Origin of the sequence: Nocardia sp. NPDC059154 (genome assembly GCF_042755705.1) — a bacterium.
Taxonomy (GTDB): domain Bacteria; phylum Actinomycetota; class Actinomycetes; order Mycobacteriales; family Mycobacteriaceae; genus Nocardia.
Genome location: NZ_JBHZCS010000123.1, coordinates 1 through 17328 on the forward strand (window position 1 = coordinate 1; position 17328 = coordinate 17328).

A 17328-nucleotide genomic window follows, 5' to 3' on the forward strand; every position below is an offset into this window, starting at 1 on the left:
AACAGGAGGACACCGCACCCGCAGAGCTCACCGCCTGACCGAATACCGGATCATGCGGTGACCACCCGAGTTACACCACGCCCTGGGACTTGACCATCAGGGAGATCGAGGGGGTCGATGCCCCAAAATCAGGCCGGAGTAGTCGCATGAATCGGACGCCGCAGCCCCGGCGCTATTGCGCGCGATGTGGTACCGGGCTCAGCCAGTACAACGACGAATCCCTCTGCGCTGGTTGCGCAAACGGCATGCTCGAGCCGCCGGATCTACCCGTCGACTTCTGGGTCAGCGACCAGATGCACGATGCCCTTGCCACCTGGCACATGGGCCGGGTCATCTACGCATACCGGACTCATCCGTTCCATGGTCGGCCGTTGGCCCAGGAGACCATGGCCCGCTGGATCAAGCTCACCCAGAGCCAACTCAGCAGGCTCGAAAAGGGCATCGCGCCCGAGCAGCTGAGCAAACTCATTTACTGGGCCGAGACCCTGAAGATCCCTGCGGAGCTTCTGTGGTTCAAGCTGCCGAAGCAAAACGTCGATACCCTCGGCGATGTGAACCGGCATGAATTCCTTCGCGCCGCGGTGACGGTCGCCCTCACCCCGGGGCCGTTGCTGGAACTGATCGGCACGCTCCGCTCGACTCCTGTGCCAGCTACTGTCGGGCAGGAGCAGATCGAAGAGATCCGGACCGCCGCCAAACAAATCAGTTCGTGGGATGCCGCTGCCGGCCGCGGCCTCGTCCGGGAAGCCGCCCTCGCACAGGTGCGGTACGCGGTGCGCCTGCTCGATGCGAACGCCACACCCCGAGACAAAGCCGAGTTGTGCGCCGCCGTCGGATTTCTCAGCCACAGCGTCGGATTCACGGCTTTCGACCAGTACGAACACGACGACGCGACCACCCTGTTCGAACTCGCACTGGGATGCGCGGAGAGCTCCGGTGAGCCGCACCTGCGCGCGAAGGTGCTGTCGTCGATGGCACGGCAGTCGATCTGGTGCGGCGACTCGAAAGCAGGACTGACCTCAGCAAACCGAGCGTTCGAGAACTCCGACCGGCTGACCGCGACCGAGCGAGCCATGCTCCACACGACCAAGGCCCGCGCGTACGCCAAACTCGGCCGGGTCCAGGAAACGCTCACGGAGATCGGCGGGGCTGACGAGGAATTCGCCCGTTCCAGCCCGGAGAACGACCCTGCCTGGATGAAGTACTACGACTTGGCGCAGCACTCAGGCGACACCGGGCACGCGCTCTACGACCTCGCCATCCGGGGCAAGTTCGCCAGCGAAGCACGGGATCGCCTCGCCGCTGCCGTCAACGGCCACACCGATGCCTACCGTCGGTCGCGGGCCATTTCGGGAATCAAGCTGTCCTCTCTGGTCATGGCGGTTGGCGACCCGCAAGAAGCCGCGTCCGTCGCCGACCACGCACTCAAAGACGCCGCGCACCTGCGCAGCCGCAGAGCCGAGGACGACCTGCGTGACCTTCATGGCTTCGCTTCGACCCGACGGAGCCAACCCGAGGTGGCCCAGCTGACCGACCGCATCGAGGGGCTTGTCGCTGTATGACTTCCGAAGCGCTGACCGACTCGACCGGAGCGATTCTACGTGCGGCATGCGCCGCTGTTGGCCTTCGGACCGATGGCGCCGTCGTCCTCAACCGCAGCGAAAACGTGATCTACAAGCTGCCCGGCGGAATTGTCGCACGCGTGGCTCGCGCCGGCCAGCAGGCCGCCGCCCGGCGCGAGGTCGAAGTTGCCCGATGGTTCGAATCCGCGGGCATGCCCGCTGTGCGGGTCATTCCCGATATCGAACAGCCCATTGTCATCGACGAGCGGGCGGTGACCTTCTGGGTGGAACTCCCGCCGCACCGCCACGGAACCCCCACCGAGGTGGCCGGCGCGCTACGCAAACTCCACGCCCTGACTCCGCCCGCGGATCTGGATCTCGGCACGCTGGACCCCTTCGTCCGGCTGGACGATCGAATCGAGCGGGCGACGACCATCTCCGCGGACGACCAGGCTTGGATGCGTGAGCACCTGGGAGAGTTGAAGCAGCGCTGGACCCAGCTGCCGGACGGGCTTCCCTGGTGCGTGGTCCACGGGGATGCCTGGGTGGGCAACGTCGTCGCCACCGAGGCCGGCGAGATCATCCTCCTCGATCTGGAGCGGACCTCCATCGGACCACCGGAGTGGGACACCGTCCACACCGCCATCAAATTCAAAACCCTCGGCCAAATCAGCGCGCAGGACTACCAATCCTTCTGCGACGTGTACGGACACGACGTCACCACCTGGACCGGATACGAACTGCTCCGCGATCTCCGCGAGTTCCGCATGACCACCATGGCAGCGCAAACCGCCGTCACAATCCCCGCCGACCGAGCCCAAGCTGACCGCCGTATCGCCTGCCTTCGAGGCAAGCTCGGCCCGCGGCCATGGTCCGGCTGGCGGCCGGTGCCATCGCAATGAAACCCTCGCAGCCCCAACTGATCTGGGGGACCGTCGGATTAACGGTTCTGGCGCACTTCCGGTGGTGGCCGTGGCTGGTTGACGGCATGATGCCTCGGTGGTTGAGGTGGATGACGTTGTTGGGCTTGCCTTTTCGGGGTTGTTGCCGCTGGTGATGGAAGGTGTGGCTGTTGAAGGCGAGCGGGTGGTGGTGCGGGCCAGGACGGCGTCTCGCCCGGCGGTGTGCTCGCGGTGCGGCGCCGAGTCGGTGCGAGTTCACAGCTATCACAATCGGACGGTCGCGGACCTGCCGCTGGATGGTCGACTGGTGTTCGTGCGGGTGCGCATCCGGCGGCTGATGTGCTCGACACCGCAGTGCTGCAAGACGTTTCGAGAGCAGGTTCCGGGCGTGCTCGAACGCTACCAGCGACGCACCGCCCGGCTGACTGGCCAAGTGCGGACGGTCGTGCGGGAGCTGGCCGGGCGAGCCGCGATCCGGGTGCTCACAGCCTTGCCAGTTCGCATGTGCCGCGACACCGCGATGCGGGTGCTGCTGCGAATCCCTGCGCCGATACGGCCGGTTCCCCGAGTCGTGAGCGTGGACGATTTCGCAATTCGTCGCGGAAACCGGTATGGCACAGTGCTCATCGACGCCGTCACCCATCAACGGGTCGATGTGCTGTCCGATCGCCGGTCCGAAACGCTTGAGGCATGGCTGCGCGAACGCCCGGAGGTCGAGATCGTCGTCCGTGACGGTTCGGCCGCCTACGCCGGAGGCGATGCGACGGGCTCTGCCCAGCGCGGTGCAAGTCAGCGATCGCTGGCACCTCTGGCACGGACTGGCCGGAGCGGTGGAAACCGCCGTCGCCGCGCACGCTCGGTGCTGGGCATCGGCCGGGCCGAAACGACAAGCATTGACCCGCGAGACAACGACTGTGGAACGCTGGCATGCCGTGCACAACCTGCTCGACAACGGTGTCGGACTGCTGGACTGCGCTCGGCGGCTCGGCCTGGCGCTCAACACCGTCAAACGCTACGCCCGCGCCGCCGAACCGGATCAGTTGCGCCGCCCGCCGCAATACCGCGCCTGCCTGGTCGACCCTTTCCGCGACCACCTGCGCCAACGCCGCGAAGCCGAGCCCGGTGTCCCGGTGCTGCACCTGTTCCACGAGATCAAAGCGCTCGGCTACACCGGCGGCATCAATCTGCTGCACAAATACCTCAACCAGGGCCGCGCCGAAGGCGACCGGCTCATGCCCTCGCCACGAAGGCTCACTTCCTGGATCTTGAGCCGGCCCACCGATCTGCCCGCCGGGCTGCGCACCCACCTCGACGAACTCCTGGCCGCCTGCCCAGAAATGGCCGACCTGGCAAGGCTCATAGGCGAATTCGCCGCGATCATGACCGAACGGCGCGGCAGCGATCTCGGCGCATGGATCAAGCAGGTCCGTGAAGCAGGACTCGGAGAACTCGAGCCTTTCCTGCGCGGCCTGGAGAAAGACCGCTCCGCTGTTGTCACCGGCCTCACCCTGCCCTACAGCAACGGACCAGTCGAAGGCATCGACACCAAAACCATTCTGATCAAACGACAAATGTATGGCCGGGCCAGCTTCCAGCTACTTCGCCACCGCATCCTGCTGGCCTAGCGTCGACCACCGCAAGTGCGCCAGAACCGGATTAACGGCGGATCTTGGTCTCGGTACGGGTTAGTTCCCGGACGGGGTAATCCGGTCTTCGAAGGTGTCCGGTGTGATCGTCGAGACCCATCATCGTCACACCGACAAGCTCTGCGTTGCCGTCGTCCTACACGGCAACAGAGCTTCCGGAGAAGCCCCTCTGAGAATCTTCGAAGGTGTTGTACCAGACCGGTTCCCCACCGGGCCCGGTCCACTCGAACCCGTCGCGGGGGAAGTCGACCCAGGACATCACCGGACTACCCGAGAGCCGCTGACAGTGGCCACAACTGCGCAATTCCCTGTCAAGTCCTTCTGTTCAGGGCAGCACGCACATTCGATCATTGCTTCGGCGCCGGCAACAGCTCGATGTCACCCGACGCCAGTGGATCTACAACGCCGTCCCGTACGAACTGTTCACACAGTGCCATCCTCATGCTCAGTTCCATGGTTTTCATCGGCGCAGATGAATTGCCAACCCACTCGGTGACATCGAGCCGGCTGGTGATGGCGTCAGTGATATCCAGGTGGTCTCGAACCCGCTGTGCATCCCAGCTGGCCGGAGCCTCCAGCTTCAAGATCGGCGTCGGCCCATGCTCATCGACCGGGATCAACCTGTGCGGCTCCGCGATTACGCCGCCGACGGATCGAAGCGGCTGTCGGTAGCCGATCCGGACGTTCTCGATGTGCGGGGCGAGCGCGTGGCCCTGCCGGTGGCGGTCGATCCGGGCGAGTTCCTCGAGCCACCACACCACGTTCGAGCGATGGTCCGGCTGGGCATTGAACGGCTGGACATGCCGCAGTACCTCGAAGGTCTTGTCGGACAACGCCTTCATCCGGCCGCGGTGGTTGGGATCGTCGTATTTGGCCGGGTCGGTGAAGATCGGAAAATAGATGCTGCGCTCGGCAGGTGGAGGATTCTGGCCGCTGTCTCGTACCGCGAGGCAGTACACGATTCCGTCCAGGGCGGCGCGCAGCTGGTAAAGCCATTCCCCGAATAGTGCGCTGAGCCGAACCGGCATCGGAATCACCGTGTCGACCACGAAGATCCACGACGTGTCCGTGTCTCCCTGAACGACGTCGATCCGACGCGGGTGGTCGGCCATGTGCCTCGCCCATTCGGACCCTATCTCGGCCCTGATCTCTCCAGCGCGCCGCACGCGCTCACGACAAACCTCGACTGCCCACTGCCCGTCAACGGTGTTCGACATGTCTGCAAACGGTACGCGTCGTCGCTGTGCAACACTCTGAATAATGTCGCCGGCAGTTTCCGCAGGTCGGATCCGCTGTCGGTGGCCGCTCGTATACTGCCCCGGTGCATGATGCTGACCGGATTCTGGCTCTCACCCGCCGCACACTTGATGAGTTCGAGGACCCTGCCATGAGTGTCGGCGCCCTGGTTCGTCGCGCGCATCGCATCGCAGTACAGCGGCACGACCTCAGCGCGCAGGTCTTCTTCGTGGCGCAGCTCGGCGAGATCGCCAACACGGGTCGATCGCGTGAAGACCTTGGCGCTCTGCTCAATACGATGATCGCCCAGCTCGGGGTGGATGCCGGGCCGGCGGAGTACAGGCGGCAGATCGAGCGGTACTTCGCGACTCGCCGCAACAACGAGGGCAACGTCGTCGGTCTGGCGGTCGACGGCATCGAAGCACGGCTGGAGATGCTCAAGACGTCCTACGCCAGCTACGACCAGGTGCCGCAGAACCTGACACAGATCGACACCTACTTCGTGGCTAAGGGTTACGACTCGGCGCAAGCCACGCTGATCGCCCCGCTGGACGAGATGAAGACGGTTCTGTCCCGGATCCGCCAGAGCGTGCACGACTACCTCGTGGTCGCCGAAGACGAACTCATGACCGGCCAGACCGAGTCCCGGTTCTTCGACCAGGTCCAGGCCCACACCAACCAGCTGCTCACGAAATACGCGCCGGAAGCATCGAAGAACTTCGTCGCGGCCCAGGATCGGTTCGCTGCCGGCGACAACGAGGCCATCTCCCATGCGATGACCTCCTGCCGGCGCATGATCAAGTCACTGGCCGACAGCCTGTACCCGGCCACAGGCAAGGACGTCACCGGACTCGACGGTGTCAATCGCACGATGTCCGACGACGCCTACCGCAACCGGCTGCTGCAATACGTGCGCGAGAAGGTTGGCAAACATAGGAACGGCGCGGTTCTGCAGGCGGTCATTACCGAACTCGGCACCCGGCTCAACGCCCTGGATGCGCTGTCCAGCAAGGGGGTTCACGCGAATCCCTCGATCGACGAAGCGCGGACCTGCATCGCCCAGACCTATCTCCTGGCCGCTGACCTACTGTCCATAGCCGAAGGCACCTCCTACCACCTGAAGTCGCCCGCCCCGGCATCCTGCCAACCCGAACCGGCCGACGCTCCTCTCACCGCGTGAAATGTCCCGACCGATCGCCGATTCGAGGAGAGCCGGCATTGGCCGGCCGCCGGCGGCGAACTCCGTCCCAGTCCCCGCGGTCAACTGACAGCCCGCCACACGACGCGGCGGTCGCCGTTTCGAAGTGATTCCAGCCGTCGACCCAACTCGGTTCCAGCAGCGAGTTTGCTGGGTGCGAGTCGGGTGTAGGAGCCGAGCGAGTGGAACTCCGCGATGTCGCGCATGAGTTCCCATTCGAGCCACTCAAGAGGTCGTAGCCGACCCGCAGCAGAGCCTGATTCGTCGGTTCGGTGTTTTGCGTCGACAGGATGTCATGGTGAATTCGTTCGACGATCGCGTCCTGGGTCCAGTTGGCGTCGAGGCGGATCTCGTCGGTGGACGGCAGCGGCTGCCATCCGTGGTACCACTGCGCCATCTGGTCGGCTGAGAACTCCACCGACTGCGGGCGAGTGGCGTGGCGGGCCAGGGTCTGTTCGAAGGTCAGGTCGAAGCAGTAGTGCAGGGCATGGGTCGCCGTCGTGGCGAGCCGCGCCAGCATGGGGCTGTAGCGGTCGGCGTCGAGGATTCCTTCCACGATCACCACGCGGTGGTGCCGCAGGCCGAATATCGTGATGTGGTCGATGAGGTCGATGTTGAGCGCGGCGGGTTCGTCGCGTTCGCGGAGCGTGATCCGGCGCACCGTATCTTGTGATACGACAAGGCATTCCGCGCGATCGAAGCATTCTTGGACGGCGCGGGCGGTCGTGGTTTTGCCGGACCCGGAGTTGCCGCGCAACACCACCAGCACACTCACTGTGGCTCCTGCGGCAGCAGGACCGTGTCGAGTTTGCGCAGGAACCGGGGCAGATGCGGATCGGTGTCGGGCAGCCCATAGGGATCCAGATCCCACCATCGCCCGCCGTCGAACTCCGCTGGGTCGAGTGCGTACTGCCAGCGGCGATCCCCACGGATCACATACCACAGCGAAACATCGACATGAGGCGGTGTGGTCGCGACGGTGCTGACGGTGACGAAGACCGGTTCCTCGCCGGCCACGTCGAATCTCGGTGTGATGCCGAGCTCTTCGCAGGCTTCACGGTGCGCGGCCGCCGTGGGGTGCTCGCCCGGTTCGACGTGTCCGCCGGTGGGAATTTCGAGTCCAGCGAGGCGATGGCGCCCGAGATATACGCCCCGCGCCTCCGGATCGATCATCACGACGTAGACGGCTAGATGCGGGGACGGGACCCCGGGCCGTTGTCGTCGAAAAATGTCGTCGGTGCTGTGGAGCCAATCCAAAGTTGTTGCGATGTGCTGTCGTTCGAGCTCGTCATATGGCGCGATCTGGGCAAGGAGCTCGGCGACTACCGCAGTGGCAGGCCGCATAGCGGCGGACCTTACGGGCACCCACCGACATCTCGCACACTCGCGCGGAACAGTGCGGAAACCGACGTTGCTCGATCGGTCCGGCGGTAGTCTCTGCCCATGGCTGAGGCTGCCGAGAGGTTCGGCTCCGCGATGAGCACATGGCAGGAATGGCAGCAAGCCCCATGGGGGCGACTGCGCTATTCCCTCGCCGAGGCCAACTTGGCCCGTCACCTCGACAGAACGGAGCAGGTCTCACTGAGGGTGCTCGACCTCGGCGGAGGCGACGGCGGCGACGCGGTGCGCTTGGCCGCACGGGGCCATCGGGTCACGATCGTCGACTTCTCCGCAGAGATGCTCGCCGCAGCCGCCGAACGTGCCACAGCACAAAGCCTCAACGGCTTGATCACGTGTGTGGAGGCTGATGTCACTGACCTGCCCGTCACTCTGGCAGCGCCGTCGTTCGATGTCGTGATCTGTCATAACTTGCTGCAGTATGTCGACAATGTTCGTGGGCTGTTGGAGGTGACGCTGACCGCGCTGGCGCCGGGCGGGGTGCTGTCGGTGATGGCGGTCAACCGTCACTCCGAGGCGCTGAGAATCGCTGTTCGACAAGCAGATCCGGCTGCCGTGCATGTTGCATTGACCGCCGGTCAGACCCGCACGCAGATGTTCGACTCGCAGATGACTCTGCACACCGCCGAAGAAATCGCCGATGTCCTGACCGGTCTCGGCTGCCAGGACATCGGCCACTACGGCATCCGAACGTTCTGCGACTACATCGCCGACGCCCGCAAGGACGAGCCGGGCTTCTTCGCCGAGCTGGAACGCCTCGAACTCGCCGCCACCGCCGTGCCGCCGTACATCCACTTGGCCAGGCTTTTCCAGCTCATAGCCCGCAAACCCACTGCCGCATAGGTGCACGTGCCCGACCTCGTCGGCGTGGACGTTCACCCGCACCGATCGCTGCACTTCACGCCCTGCTGCTTCAGGGCATGCCCCATGTTGGAAGATGCTGCCGGAGAAGCGGATTCCTCACGCCTGAATCCTCGGGTGAGCGAACTGAACCGCCGCGTCTGGTGACCGCTGAGGCGAGCTCGACCCGAGCACGAACAGTGGCGGCTTTGACCTGCTTCACGTCGCTACCCTGCTTGGTAGCTCTACCCCGCACTGTTTTGCGCCGCCGGGTGGGTCGAGGTCACAGATCGGCGCCGGGGCCGGTGTAATCGGCGGTGTCGGGGCCGAAGTCGAGCGCCGGGACATCGGGCTCGGGGTCGAGGGTGCCGCGATAGCGGAGGCGCTCGGCTTCTGCCGCGTCGGCGGACTGGTGTGCGCGGCGCTGTTTCTCCTGTTCGAGCTGATTCAATTCGTCGATCAGCCAGTCGGTTTCGTGTCTAGCGGATCCGTCGGTCGGGGGTTGCGCTGGGCCGTAAAGCATCGCTTCGGTGTCGGCGAGTGCGAGTCGACGGGCGATGTTGTCGATGCGCTGGGCGAGGTCGTCGTCGGCAATGTGAAGGAAGGGGTTGGTCGAAGCAGGATCTGCATCGCCGTCGGGGAGCGGGGGTTCGGTGGGAGCGGCGAGGTGTTGTGCGACCCAGTCTTCGATCTGTTGGCGGGTATCGGGGGTGGCCGCGCTGTGCCAGTCGCGGCGCAGCATCGTCAACGCTGCGCGCGCGGGATACGTGTTGGCGATGTGTGCGCAGCGCGCCGCAATGTGTTCTCGGGGTTCGTGGTCGGGGATCGCGGGGGCGTTGTTGTCGCGGCATTCGCCGCACAGGCCGTCGTCTGCTCGGCGGTCGCGGGCGGGGGTGGCGTCGAGGACGGCGCGTTCGAGACCGCAGTGCACGCAGTCGAATCCGCGGGTGTCGGGGATGGCGGCGAGGTCGTAGTCGAGCGGGGTCTGGATCGGTCGCGGGTCGTGTGGTCGCGGGTTGTAATAGCGGTGGGGCACACCTTCGGGGAGTGGAAGGTGGTGCGGTGAGGCGTCGATGTCGGCGCGTGTGTCGAGGTATTCGGCGTTTTCGCGGCGGGCCGCGACGTCGGTGGGGGTCGGTCGTGGGCGTGGGGGTTGGTGGTCGTGGCGGGGTTCGTGGTCGCGTGCGGCACGATTGACATTGCCTGCGGTGGGCGGTTGCCGCGTGCCGACGTCGGGGTTGTAGATGTGTGGATCTGTGGTGGGTGTCGCGGCGTGGATGAGTGCGCGGTACTCGGGGAACTGTTCGGCAGCCCAGCGCAGGCGAGCCCGGGCGACCGGGAAGCTGTTGTGGTAGAGCGTGGTTGCGACACGGTCGAGGATGTCGAGCTCGGCATCGGTCGCGGTGCGGGTGGCCCTTACGAGCGCTTGTTTGGCCTCGGCGATCTGGCCGTTGCGGAATAGCGCGGTCACGGCAAGCAACTCCGCGGTGAGCGTCTGGGCGTCGTCGGTGTGGTGGTGAGCATCGTGCGGATCGTCTGGATCCGGTTGGTCCGGGGACGAGGGGGTGGTGCTGGGATCGTCGAGGTGTGGCACGAGATGGTCCGAATCTTTTGTGGCGCTGCGGTTTGCGTCGGCCGTGCGGGCAGTGTCGGGTGGTGGCGTGGTGGCGTGTAGGAGGGCTTCGATGCGCCAGGCGAGTGCGGTGGCGTAGTGGTCGGGTCGTGGTCCGGGGTCCTCTGGCGCTGTGGCGGTGAGCAGTTCGTGGGCGGTGGTGAGCAGCTCGCGCGGTTCCCAACCAGTGTTGGTGCCGTGGTCGACGGCGGCGACCAGGCGTGGCCACACGGGGCTGGCGATGATCGTGTCGGCGATCTCGGCGTCGAGCAGTCTGTACAGATGCGGGGTCCAGTCCGGTCGCAAATGCGTGCCCATGCTCGCCTGCAGGGCGGAAGGATCCAGGCGGAGGCGAAACCACAGTGCGGCAGCGGGCATCTCGTCGGGCAAGGGGCGCTCGGACGCGGCGCGGGTCAGCAGTGCGTCGATGTCGAGGCCCGCGCGGGCGGCGGCGTCGAGTCTGTCGGCCAGGTTCGGCCACCACGGGTCGTCCAGGACGCGGGCGTCGAGCTGTTTGGCCAGCGGCGACCAGGTGTTGATCGCGGTGTGGAGGTCACCGAGTACGTCGGTGACCCGAGCATCCAGGAGCCGCTGATGGTCGTGTTCTCGTGCGGTGAACCCGGTAGGGCCGGTGGGCCGTAGGTCGGTCTCGGCGGTGTGGCGGCCCGCTCGCCAGACGGCGAGGTCGGTCAGTAGCGCGTCGTTGCCCAGTAGCGGTCTCGCCCAGACCGGCGCTGTCGCGATCGTCCACGTGCGGGCGTCGGCCCGGATCTGGTCGGCGAGGTGAGTGATCAGCCGTGCGCGGGCACGCAGATGGTCGGCGACGAGACCTGCGGGAAGGTTGCGCGGCAGAGCCCGTACCCATGACAATGGCGCGGTCTCGCGCGGATACGCATGCGAGGTATCCAGGCGCCAGTGCAGGACTGCGGCGGGATCGGCCGCGGTGGTCAGTTCCCGCGCGGTGAGCGCGGAGGTCAAGGCGTGTCCGGGATCTCGGCCGGACAAGGCGATGAGCGAGAGGACTTCGCGCAATGCCGGGTAGGCGGGAGCATCGGTGAGACCGGGCCAGATCGTCTCGGCACGGGTGTCGAGTGCGGTCAATCCCTCGGGGCCGAGGGTGTCTTCGGCGGCGAGGGCCAGGGCGTCGTGGTAGGTGTCGATGGCGAGCCCGAGACGCTGGTGCGGGTCGAGGGCGTCGCGGAGTTCGGTGTGGGCGGAGGCGCGGGTCGTGTCACGGGCCAGGATGCGTTGCAGGACTTCGACAGCGGTGCGGGGAAACAGACCGGGTTCGGTCCAGAAGGACGCCTCGCTGCCGTCGATCGCAGTGGCGACATAGGCGTGGTTGCGGGTGGCGCCGCGGGTCAGCGCGACATAGAGCTGGTTGCGGGATTCCTGGCCGGTGAGCACGACATGGCAGGTGTCGGCGGTGATTCCCTGCGCGGAGTCGATGGTCGTGGCGTAGCCGAGCCGGACATGCTCACGCACGTACTCGGCGGGCAGCACAGTGGTTTCGCGGCCGCGCCGACCAGAGCGCAGATGGGTGACGGTGAGCGCGCCGTCGGGATGAACGGTGGTGACGGTCCACCGGTAGCCGTTGCGCACCCAGTCGCGTGCACCTAATCGCAGCCGGGGATCGTTGCGGCGAGTACTCACGATGTCACCCAGCGATGCGTTAAGCCCGTCGGCGAGAGCGGCTTGCGGCCCGGCGTCCGTGTTGCTGCGGGCAAGGCGGTCGGCGCGGGCTTGGTCGTTGAGGGCGGTGACGATGGCATTGGTCGCAGCCAGCATGACCGTGTCCCGCCCGCCGAGGTGATCGGCGATCCATCCGGCATACGCCTGTTCCCGCACGGCCGCCGATGACCCGGAACGGATTCGTTGGTGGTCGAGATGGAAGCCGAGCGCGCTCGGATCACCGTCGCGCAGTACCAGACTGGCCGACGCCTCAATGCTGGAGGCGAAGCGCACCACCTGGGTCAGCGTCGACGCGCGGGCCGCGTCAGCGGTGTCGGCGGCCGATCCACCGGCCTCGATCGCGGGCAGTTGATGGTCGTCACCGACACAGCGCACCGCCGCGCGGCGGTCGAGCAGGAACTCGAACAGCCGCAGGCGTTTGTCGTCTCCGAGGCGCACATGCTCGTCGACGATGACCAGCGTGCGGGCGTCGATATCGAGGACCCACTGCGGCAGCGCTGGGGGAAACGGGTTGCTGTCCCCGGGCGACGCGACGGCAGCGGGCGAGTGTTTGTGCAGGACGTCGAGAAGCTTGTCAGCGGTTTCGGTGCGGGCGGCGATCGCGTCGCCGAGGACCGCGGCCGCGGCGGCGGTCGGTGCCAGGCCCAGAACAGTGCCGCCGTCGGCGCGCCACGCGTCGGCGAGCACGCGCATGGCGGTGGTCTTGCCCGCGCCGGCGGGCGCGTTGGTGGTGGCGATGAACCAGGGGGAGCGGGCAAATTCGGTGATGACTGCGACCTGTCCGGCGTTGAGCCGACGCTTCGTGTTCGTGGGATCGGCGTGATACGCGCGGATCGCCGCGTCGATGGTCGGGCCTGTGAGGGTGCGTGCACCGAGACGTAGCGACAGGTCGATCAACCGCTGCGTGGTCCCCAACCGGTGCACGGTGGTGTAGATCTGGGTGCCGACGCCGGTATAGACACTCGCGTGATCAGCACGCTGATATAAAGGCGGCACCGTGGCCAACACTGGCTCGGCGGCGATGTCGGGGTCCCCGCGCGCGACCGCGTGCGACGGTGAAAGAGTCTCGGCCACGACAGAATCCACAGCAGTAGGCCACTGATCCTTGTCGAGCACACCGCGCAATGCCCGTTCCGCTTCGGCGCGAACGTGATGCCACTGCCAACTCGACCGTTCCATCGACACGGTCGCTGCGACGCGCTGTGCAGTCTCCACGATGTCGGTGGGAGTGAGAGGGTGCCGTGGCGCAGGTCGGTGAGACAGGATGGTCGACACCGTCTTCGACACCAATTCCGGTGAGCCGAGCACGATTTCGGCTTGTTGCCGCCAGTCCGCGCGTTGTTCGGCCCACGAGCGAGAAGAGTGCCGGTTTGGGCGGGTTTCGAGGGTGGCGCGCTCGGCGAGGGCGAACATTTCCTTCGGCATCGGTTCGCGTCCGACCTCGCGCTCGAACCGGGCAGCGAGGATATCCAGGCGTGCGGTGATGTCGGCATCGCGGCGCGACCAGTACTCGATCAACGCCACTGGCACACCCTCGATTTCGCGGATCGGCCGTTTCGTCGGGTCGGTGTCGGGGCGTTCACCGAACGACACCACCACGTCGTGTTCGAGATGGTGCTCCAGGCGGGTGTTGTAGATCTCGCTGACAGTCACCATCAGCCGATAGATCACCGCCGCGTCCAGCGTGAGCCACTGCCCATCACGGGTCCGCACCCGGTTGGCGATCAGCAGGTGCGTGTGCAAATCGGGGTCACCGCAGCGTGATTCACGGTGCACGAACCGCGCCGCGACAATCCCCTCCACATCGACCTGCCGCACCCCATTGGCACCCAACCGGGAGTAGATCGCGTGCTTCTCCAGCCACGCCACCGCGTCGTCGATGGCCTTGTCGTGGGCGGCGGCGACCTTGTCCGAGACCGCTTTCGGAGCGATCGCCCACAGCGCGGACACACTCTTGACCGGGCTGAACGTGATATCGAATCCCGCGACCGCCGCCGAGCGCGGCCGCGAGTTGCGCGCCACCCACCCGGAGAGCTCGCGCGCATCCAAGGGCGCGCGGCCGATCATCTCGGTGAACATGGTCGTCGCGACCCGGCTGCGGATGCGGGCACGCACCCCGTCGTCGATGCCCTCGGACCGTCGGCGGCCCTGCTGGGTGTTGTGTTTCGCGAACGCGTCCGCGCAGCGTTGGCGAAACTCGTTGCCGCCCTCGTACACCCGGAACGGACGCCCCAACCGGGTGGCCTTGTCCGCGGCCCGCAACGCGTCCTTGGGTTTGGCGCCGGCAGCGATCTCGCGGTCGATGACCTCGGTCTCGATCGCGTCGGCGTTCGGATGGCGTCCTTGCCCGAACAGGCTTTTCATCTGCGCTTCGGTGACCAGATCCCCGCCGGTCAGACCCAGCGAAGCCAGGCCGCTGCCGTGCCATCGACCGGGTGATTCGCCTCGTGCCGAGTAGTAGTCGGCCAGTGATCCGGGGCCTCGGTCGGTGGAATCGGCGGCGGCGACCTGCCGCAGGTAGTACAGGTATCCGTTGCCCGCCAGTACTTTGTGCAGCGTCGCTGTCACAAATCCATCGAAACCCTATGCGGCAGTGAGTTTCAACAGTAGCAATTGGTACAGAAACTACCAATACGACCATTTCCGCTGGTCGTTATCGAATTGTGTTCCGTTATGCAAGAGGTCTGCTGTTTTTAATAGGGGCAAGAGAGGGGGAAGGGGTAGAGATGCGTGAGATGTGAGGTGGGAGTGAGGAACTGGTTGGTGAGGTGGGGTGATTGGGATTGGGATGATGGGGGAATTGGCAGGTGGGTGGATGGTGAGATGACCTGCCAACTGGTCCCGATGGGTCGGCGGAGTGCTAGTGCCATGTCCGGAAAAGTTGGTTCAGTAACCGGAACCCTCGGCGCTACACTCGGAGCTGCATGCGACGGAACAGCCCAAACACAGCTCGCTGATCAACCTGACCCGCCGTTATCTTGGCGCTGCTGGTCACGGTCCGAGGAATAGTCGTTCGCACGGCAGGCGCGGCAGCAGCCGACAGTCGTCGATGGTGGCGCGTATCAATTCGATTGTGAACCAATGCTTTCACCTCCAGTCGTAGATCAAGTTTCGTACTGCCGCCGCGGTGGCCCTGTAGTCGAAGACCGCGTCGGCCAGCCAGATTCGCACGTGGACATCACCTTCGGGCGGGGACCATCCTTCGGTAGTCATGGCCGGTCGCCATCCCCAGGCATTACCGTGTCAACCTTTCCGGATGAGGCACTAGGTCGGGTTGGCGGCGGGGGAGTCGGTCGGGCATGAGGTTTGGACCGGTGGGTTCAGGTCGATCGGCAGGAGGTGTTGCATGAGGTAGAAGGTGGCGTAGAACGCGATGAGTACGAGGATGTAGGTGGCGGCGAACTTCAGGATCTCGAGGACAGGACGCACGGGCGGAACCCCTTTTCGTGGTGGGTTGGTGGTGGAGGCCGGTCCGCCGCAGGAGCGGTCGCCGCGGCGGACCGGGGACTGTGATGCCGTGTCAGGCGTGGTGTGGATGGGGGCCGAATTGTTTGGTCCAGCAGGCCGGGCAGATCCGTGACCGGATGTATTCGCGGTCGGGTGCGGACAGGTGAGCGAACGCGTCCTGTATGGGAATCCGGTACGCGGCCCAGTCGATGAACGCGGCGAGATCGACAGGAAACCCCTGTATGCCGCCACAGTCGCGACAGGCCACGCGGACCACGTAGATGGCGAGGGGGTCGGGGGCGGGATGGTCAGTGCGGTCGGGGTGTTCGCTCACACAGACTCTTTCGTCGATTGCGGATGTCGGGTCAGTAAGGACGCCGGCCCGCGCATCCGTTCGGGTGCGCGGGTCGGTGTCGTGGGTCAGGCGGCGCGGCGAGGGGTCGCGGGTGTGTCGAGTCCGATCCAGACCAGGCAGGGGGTGCACAGGTTGTCGGTGTTGACGGCGGTGATCCGGGTGCAGGCGTCGCAGCGGCCGGTGCGCTGCCCGGCACCCAGGACGGGGCCGCGTCGCCGCGGCTGCCGCTGGGCCGGAGCCAGCGGAGGCTGCGGATCGGGCTCGGGGGTCGCGCCGGGAAGGGCTGCGGTAGCGAGGAATTCGTCGATCACCGCAATCAGCCACTGCGGTGCGCGCCCGCGGACCTCAGCGAGCAGGCCGCGCGCGGCCTGCGGGTATTTGTGGGCGAAGAACCGCGTGTAGGTGCGAGCGAGGTCACGAGCGGTGAATCCGGCAGGAAGGGGTGGCAGGCCGGGGCGGTCGTCGGCGCGGCACACGTCGCACAGTCCGTCGTCGCTGCGGAGTCCGCCGGTGTGGGTGTGGGTGATGTGTTGGTCGGTGTCGGCGCGTTCGATGAAGCAGGACACGCACCGCCACCCACGCACCGGGTTCATGGCTTCGTGGTCGTAGTCGAGACCGTTGCCCTGGAACGGGATTGCGGTGCGCCGGTCGCTGTAGCCGTGCAGGGTGGTGCGGGTGGCGGCTTTCGCGAGTGCACGGTCGTCGCTGACTGCCTGTTTCCCGGCGAGCGCGAGTGCCTGCTGGTGTTGCTCGGCGACGTAGCCGACGTAGAGGTGGTTCCACAGCGTGCGGGCTTCCTCGGAATCGACCGGTGGTTTGTCGCCGGGGAATCGCGGTGTCCACGACCCGGATTGGGGCGCGGCGAGCAGGCCGCGTTCGCGGGCGCGGGTTTCCGCGGCACGGGCGTCGGCCAGTTCGGCATCGACGGTGTCGGTGTAGAGGTTCTCGGCGACGTAGCGGGTGACCACTTCGGGTTCGACCTCGATGGGTCGGCGCTTGGCACGGTGGGCGATGCGGTATTTGATCTGTTCGGCGGTGCCGCGCGACTTCTCAGTGTCGCGACTCGGTGCCAGGTAGGTGCGTGCGGGCGGGTTGCGCCACTGACGCATCGGGGTGCGCGGAAGCTCGGCGGTCGGCAGCCCGGCGTGGGTGGCGGAGTATTCGTCTTCGACGCTGGTTTTGTTGCGTGCGCCGCGGGCCTGCATCTCGGCGAGCCGATCGGCGCGGTCTCGAATGAACAGTGCGGGATCGGTGTCGGGCACCAATGCCACCAGCCGGTGCTGGTTGTCGGGCTCGGCCGCGTACTGCGCCTCGAGGCGTTTCATGGCGCTGGCGAACGGATAGAGGGTGAAGGTGTCGGCGAGCCGGTCGAGGAATTCACGTTCTTGCGGGGTCGCCAGTGCCAGGGCGGCGGGGAAGGCTTTGCGTGCGGCGCGGCGG

The 17328-nt window shown here is 66.1% G+C and carries 12 protein-coding genes and 1 pseudogene; 5 read left to right on the forward strand and 8 right to left on the reverse strand.

Annotation, left to right across the window (positions count from 1 at the left end; genetic code table 11):
- Positions 1-89: 89 nt before the first annotated feature.
- From ACFXN1_RS49305 to ACFXN1_RS49315, 3 genes and pseudogenes are all read left to right on the forward strand, one after another.
- On the forward strand, positions 90-1562 hold the full coding sequence (locus ACFXN1_RS49305; protein ID WP_379443147.1) for an XRE family transcriptional regulator: 1473 nt from the start codon (positions 90-92) through the stop codon (positions 1560-1562).
- Positions 1559-2464 carry a phosphotransferase family protein gene (locus tag ACFXN1_RS49310; protein ID WP_379443148.1) on the forward strand — a complete coding sequence of 302 codons (906 nt, stop codon included), beginning with the start codon at positions 1559-1561 and terminating at the stop codon, positions 2462-2464. The genes ACFXN1_RS49305 and ACFXN1_RS49310 overlap by 4 nt, the downstream gene beginning before the upstream one ends.
- 154 nt (positions 2465-2618) lie before the next feature.
- Positions 2619-4089, forward strand: a pseudogene (locus ACFXN1_RS49315) (ISL3 family transposase).
- Positions 4090-4457: 368 nt separating this feature from the next.
- Here ACFXN1_RS49315 and ACFXN1_RS49320 read toward each other — a convergent pair.
- A complete protein-coding gene (locus ACFXN1_RS49320) occupies positions 4458-5327 on the reverse strand; it encodes a hypothetical protein (RefSeq protein ID WP_379443149.1) in 870 nt (289 codons plus the stop codon).
- Between the two features lie 248 nt (positions 5328-5575).
- Between ACFXN1_RS49320 and ACFXN1_RS49325 the strand changes: the two genes are divergently transcribed.
- Positions 5576-6526 (forward strand): hypothetical protein, encoded by a 951-nt coding sequence (locus tag ACFXN1_RS49325; RefSeq protein WP_379443151.1) that lies wholly within the window; start codon positions 5576-5578, stop codon positions 6524-6526.
- On the opposite strand, the gene ACFXN1_RS49330 is transcribed toward ACFXN1_RS49325, so the two are convergent.
- Both ACFXN1_RS49330 and ACFXN1_RS49335 read right to left on the reverse strand, forming a co-directional pair.
- Positions 6516-7319: an AAA family ATPase gene (locus ACFXN1_RS49330; RefSeq protein ID WP_379443152.1), complete on the reverse strand. Its 804-nt coding sequence runs from the start codon at positions 7317-7319 to the stop codon at positions 6516-6518. The genes ACFXN1_RS49325 and ACFXN1_RS49330 overlap by 11 nt on opposite strands.
- The gene (locus ACFXN1_RS49335; RefSeq protein ID WP_379443153.1) at positions 7316-7888 is read right to left on the reverse strand and encodes an NUDIX domain-containing protein; all 573 of its coding nucleotides are present in this window, start codon (positions 7886-7888) and stop codon (positions 7316-7318) included. Before ACFXN1_RS49335 ends, ACFXN1_RS49330 begins: the two co-directional genes overlap by 4 nt.
- 99 nt (positions 7889-7987) lie before the next feature.
- On the opposite strand from ACFXN1_RS49335, the gene ACFXN1_RS49340 reads away from it, so the two are divergent.
- Positions 7988-8785 (forward strand): methyltransferase domain-containing protein, encoded by a 798-nt coding sequence (locus ACFXN1_RS49340; protein ID WP_379443155.1) that lies wholly within the window; start codon positions 7988-7990, stop codon positions 8783-8785.
- A gap of 280 nt (positions 8786-9065) precedes the next feature.
- Here ACFXN1_RS49340 and mobF read toward each other — a convergent pair whose 3' ends face one another.
- The 5 genes from mobF to ACFXN1_RS49365 all read right to left on the reverse strand — a co-directional run.
- Positions 9066-14654, reverse strand: coding sequence for a MobF family relaxase (gene mobF, locus ACFXN1_RS49345; RefSeq protein ID WP_379443156.1), 5589 nt, complete (start codon positions 14652-14654; stop codon positions 9066-9068).
- Positions 14655-15173: 519 nt separating this feature from the next.
- Positions 15174-15299, reverse strand: a complete 126-nt coding sequence (locus ACFXN1_RS49350) for a hypothetical protein (protein ID WP_379443157.1) — start codon at positions 15297-15299, stop codon at positions 15174-15176.
- Positions 15300-15350: 51 nt separating this feature from the next.
- The gene (locus tag ACFXN1_RS49355; protein WP_379443159.1) at positions 15351-15515 is read right to left on the reverse strand and encodes a hypothetical protein; all 165 of its coding nucleotides are present in this window, start codon (positions 15513-15515) and stop codon (positions 15351-15353) included.
- A 91-nt stretch (positions 15516-15606) separates the two neighbouring features.
- Entirely contained in the window at positions 15607-15867 is a 261-nt protein-coding gene (locus tag ACFXN1_RS49360; protein ID WP_379443160.1) for a hypothetical protein, read from the reverse strand.
- 86 nt (positions 15868-15953) lie between these two features.
- Positions 15954-17328, reverse strand: a 1375-nt coding sequence (locus ACFXN1_RS49365; protein WP_379464071.1) for a hypothetical protein, incomplete at its 5' end; no start/stop codon positions are given.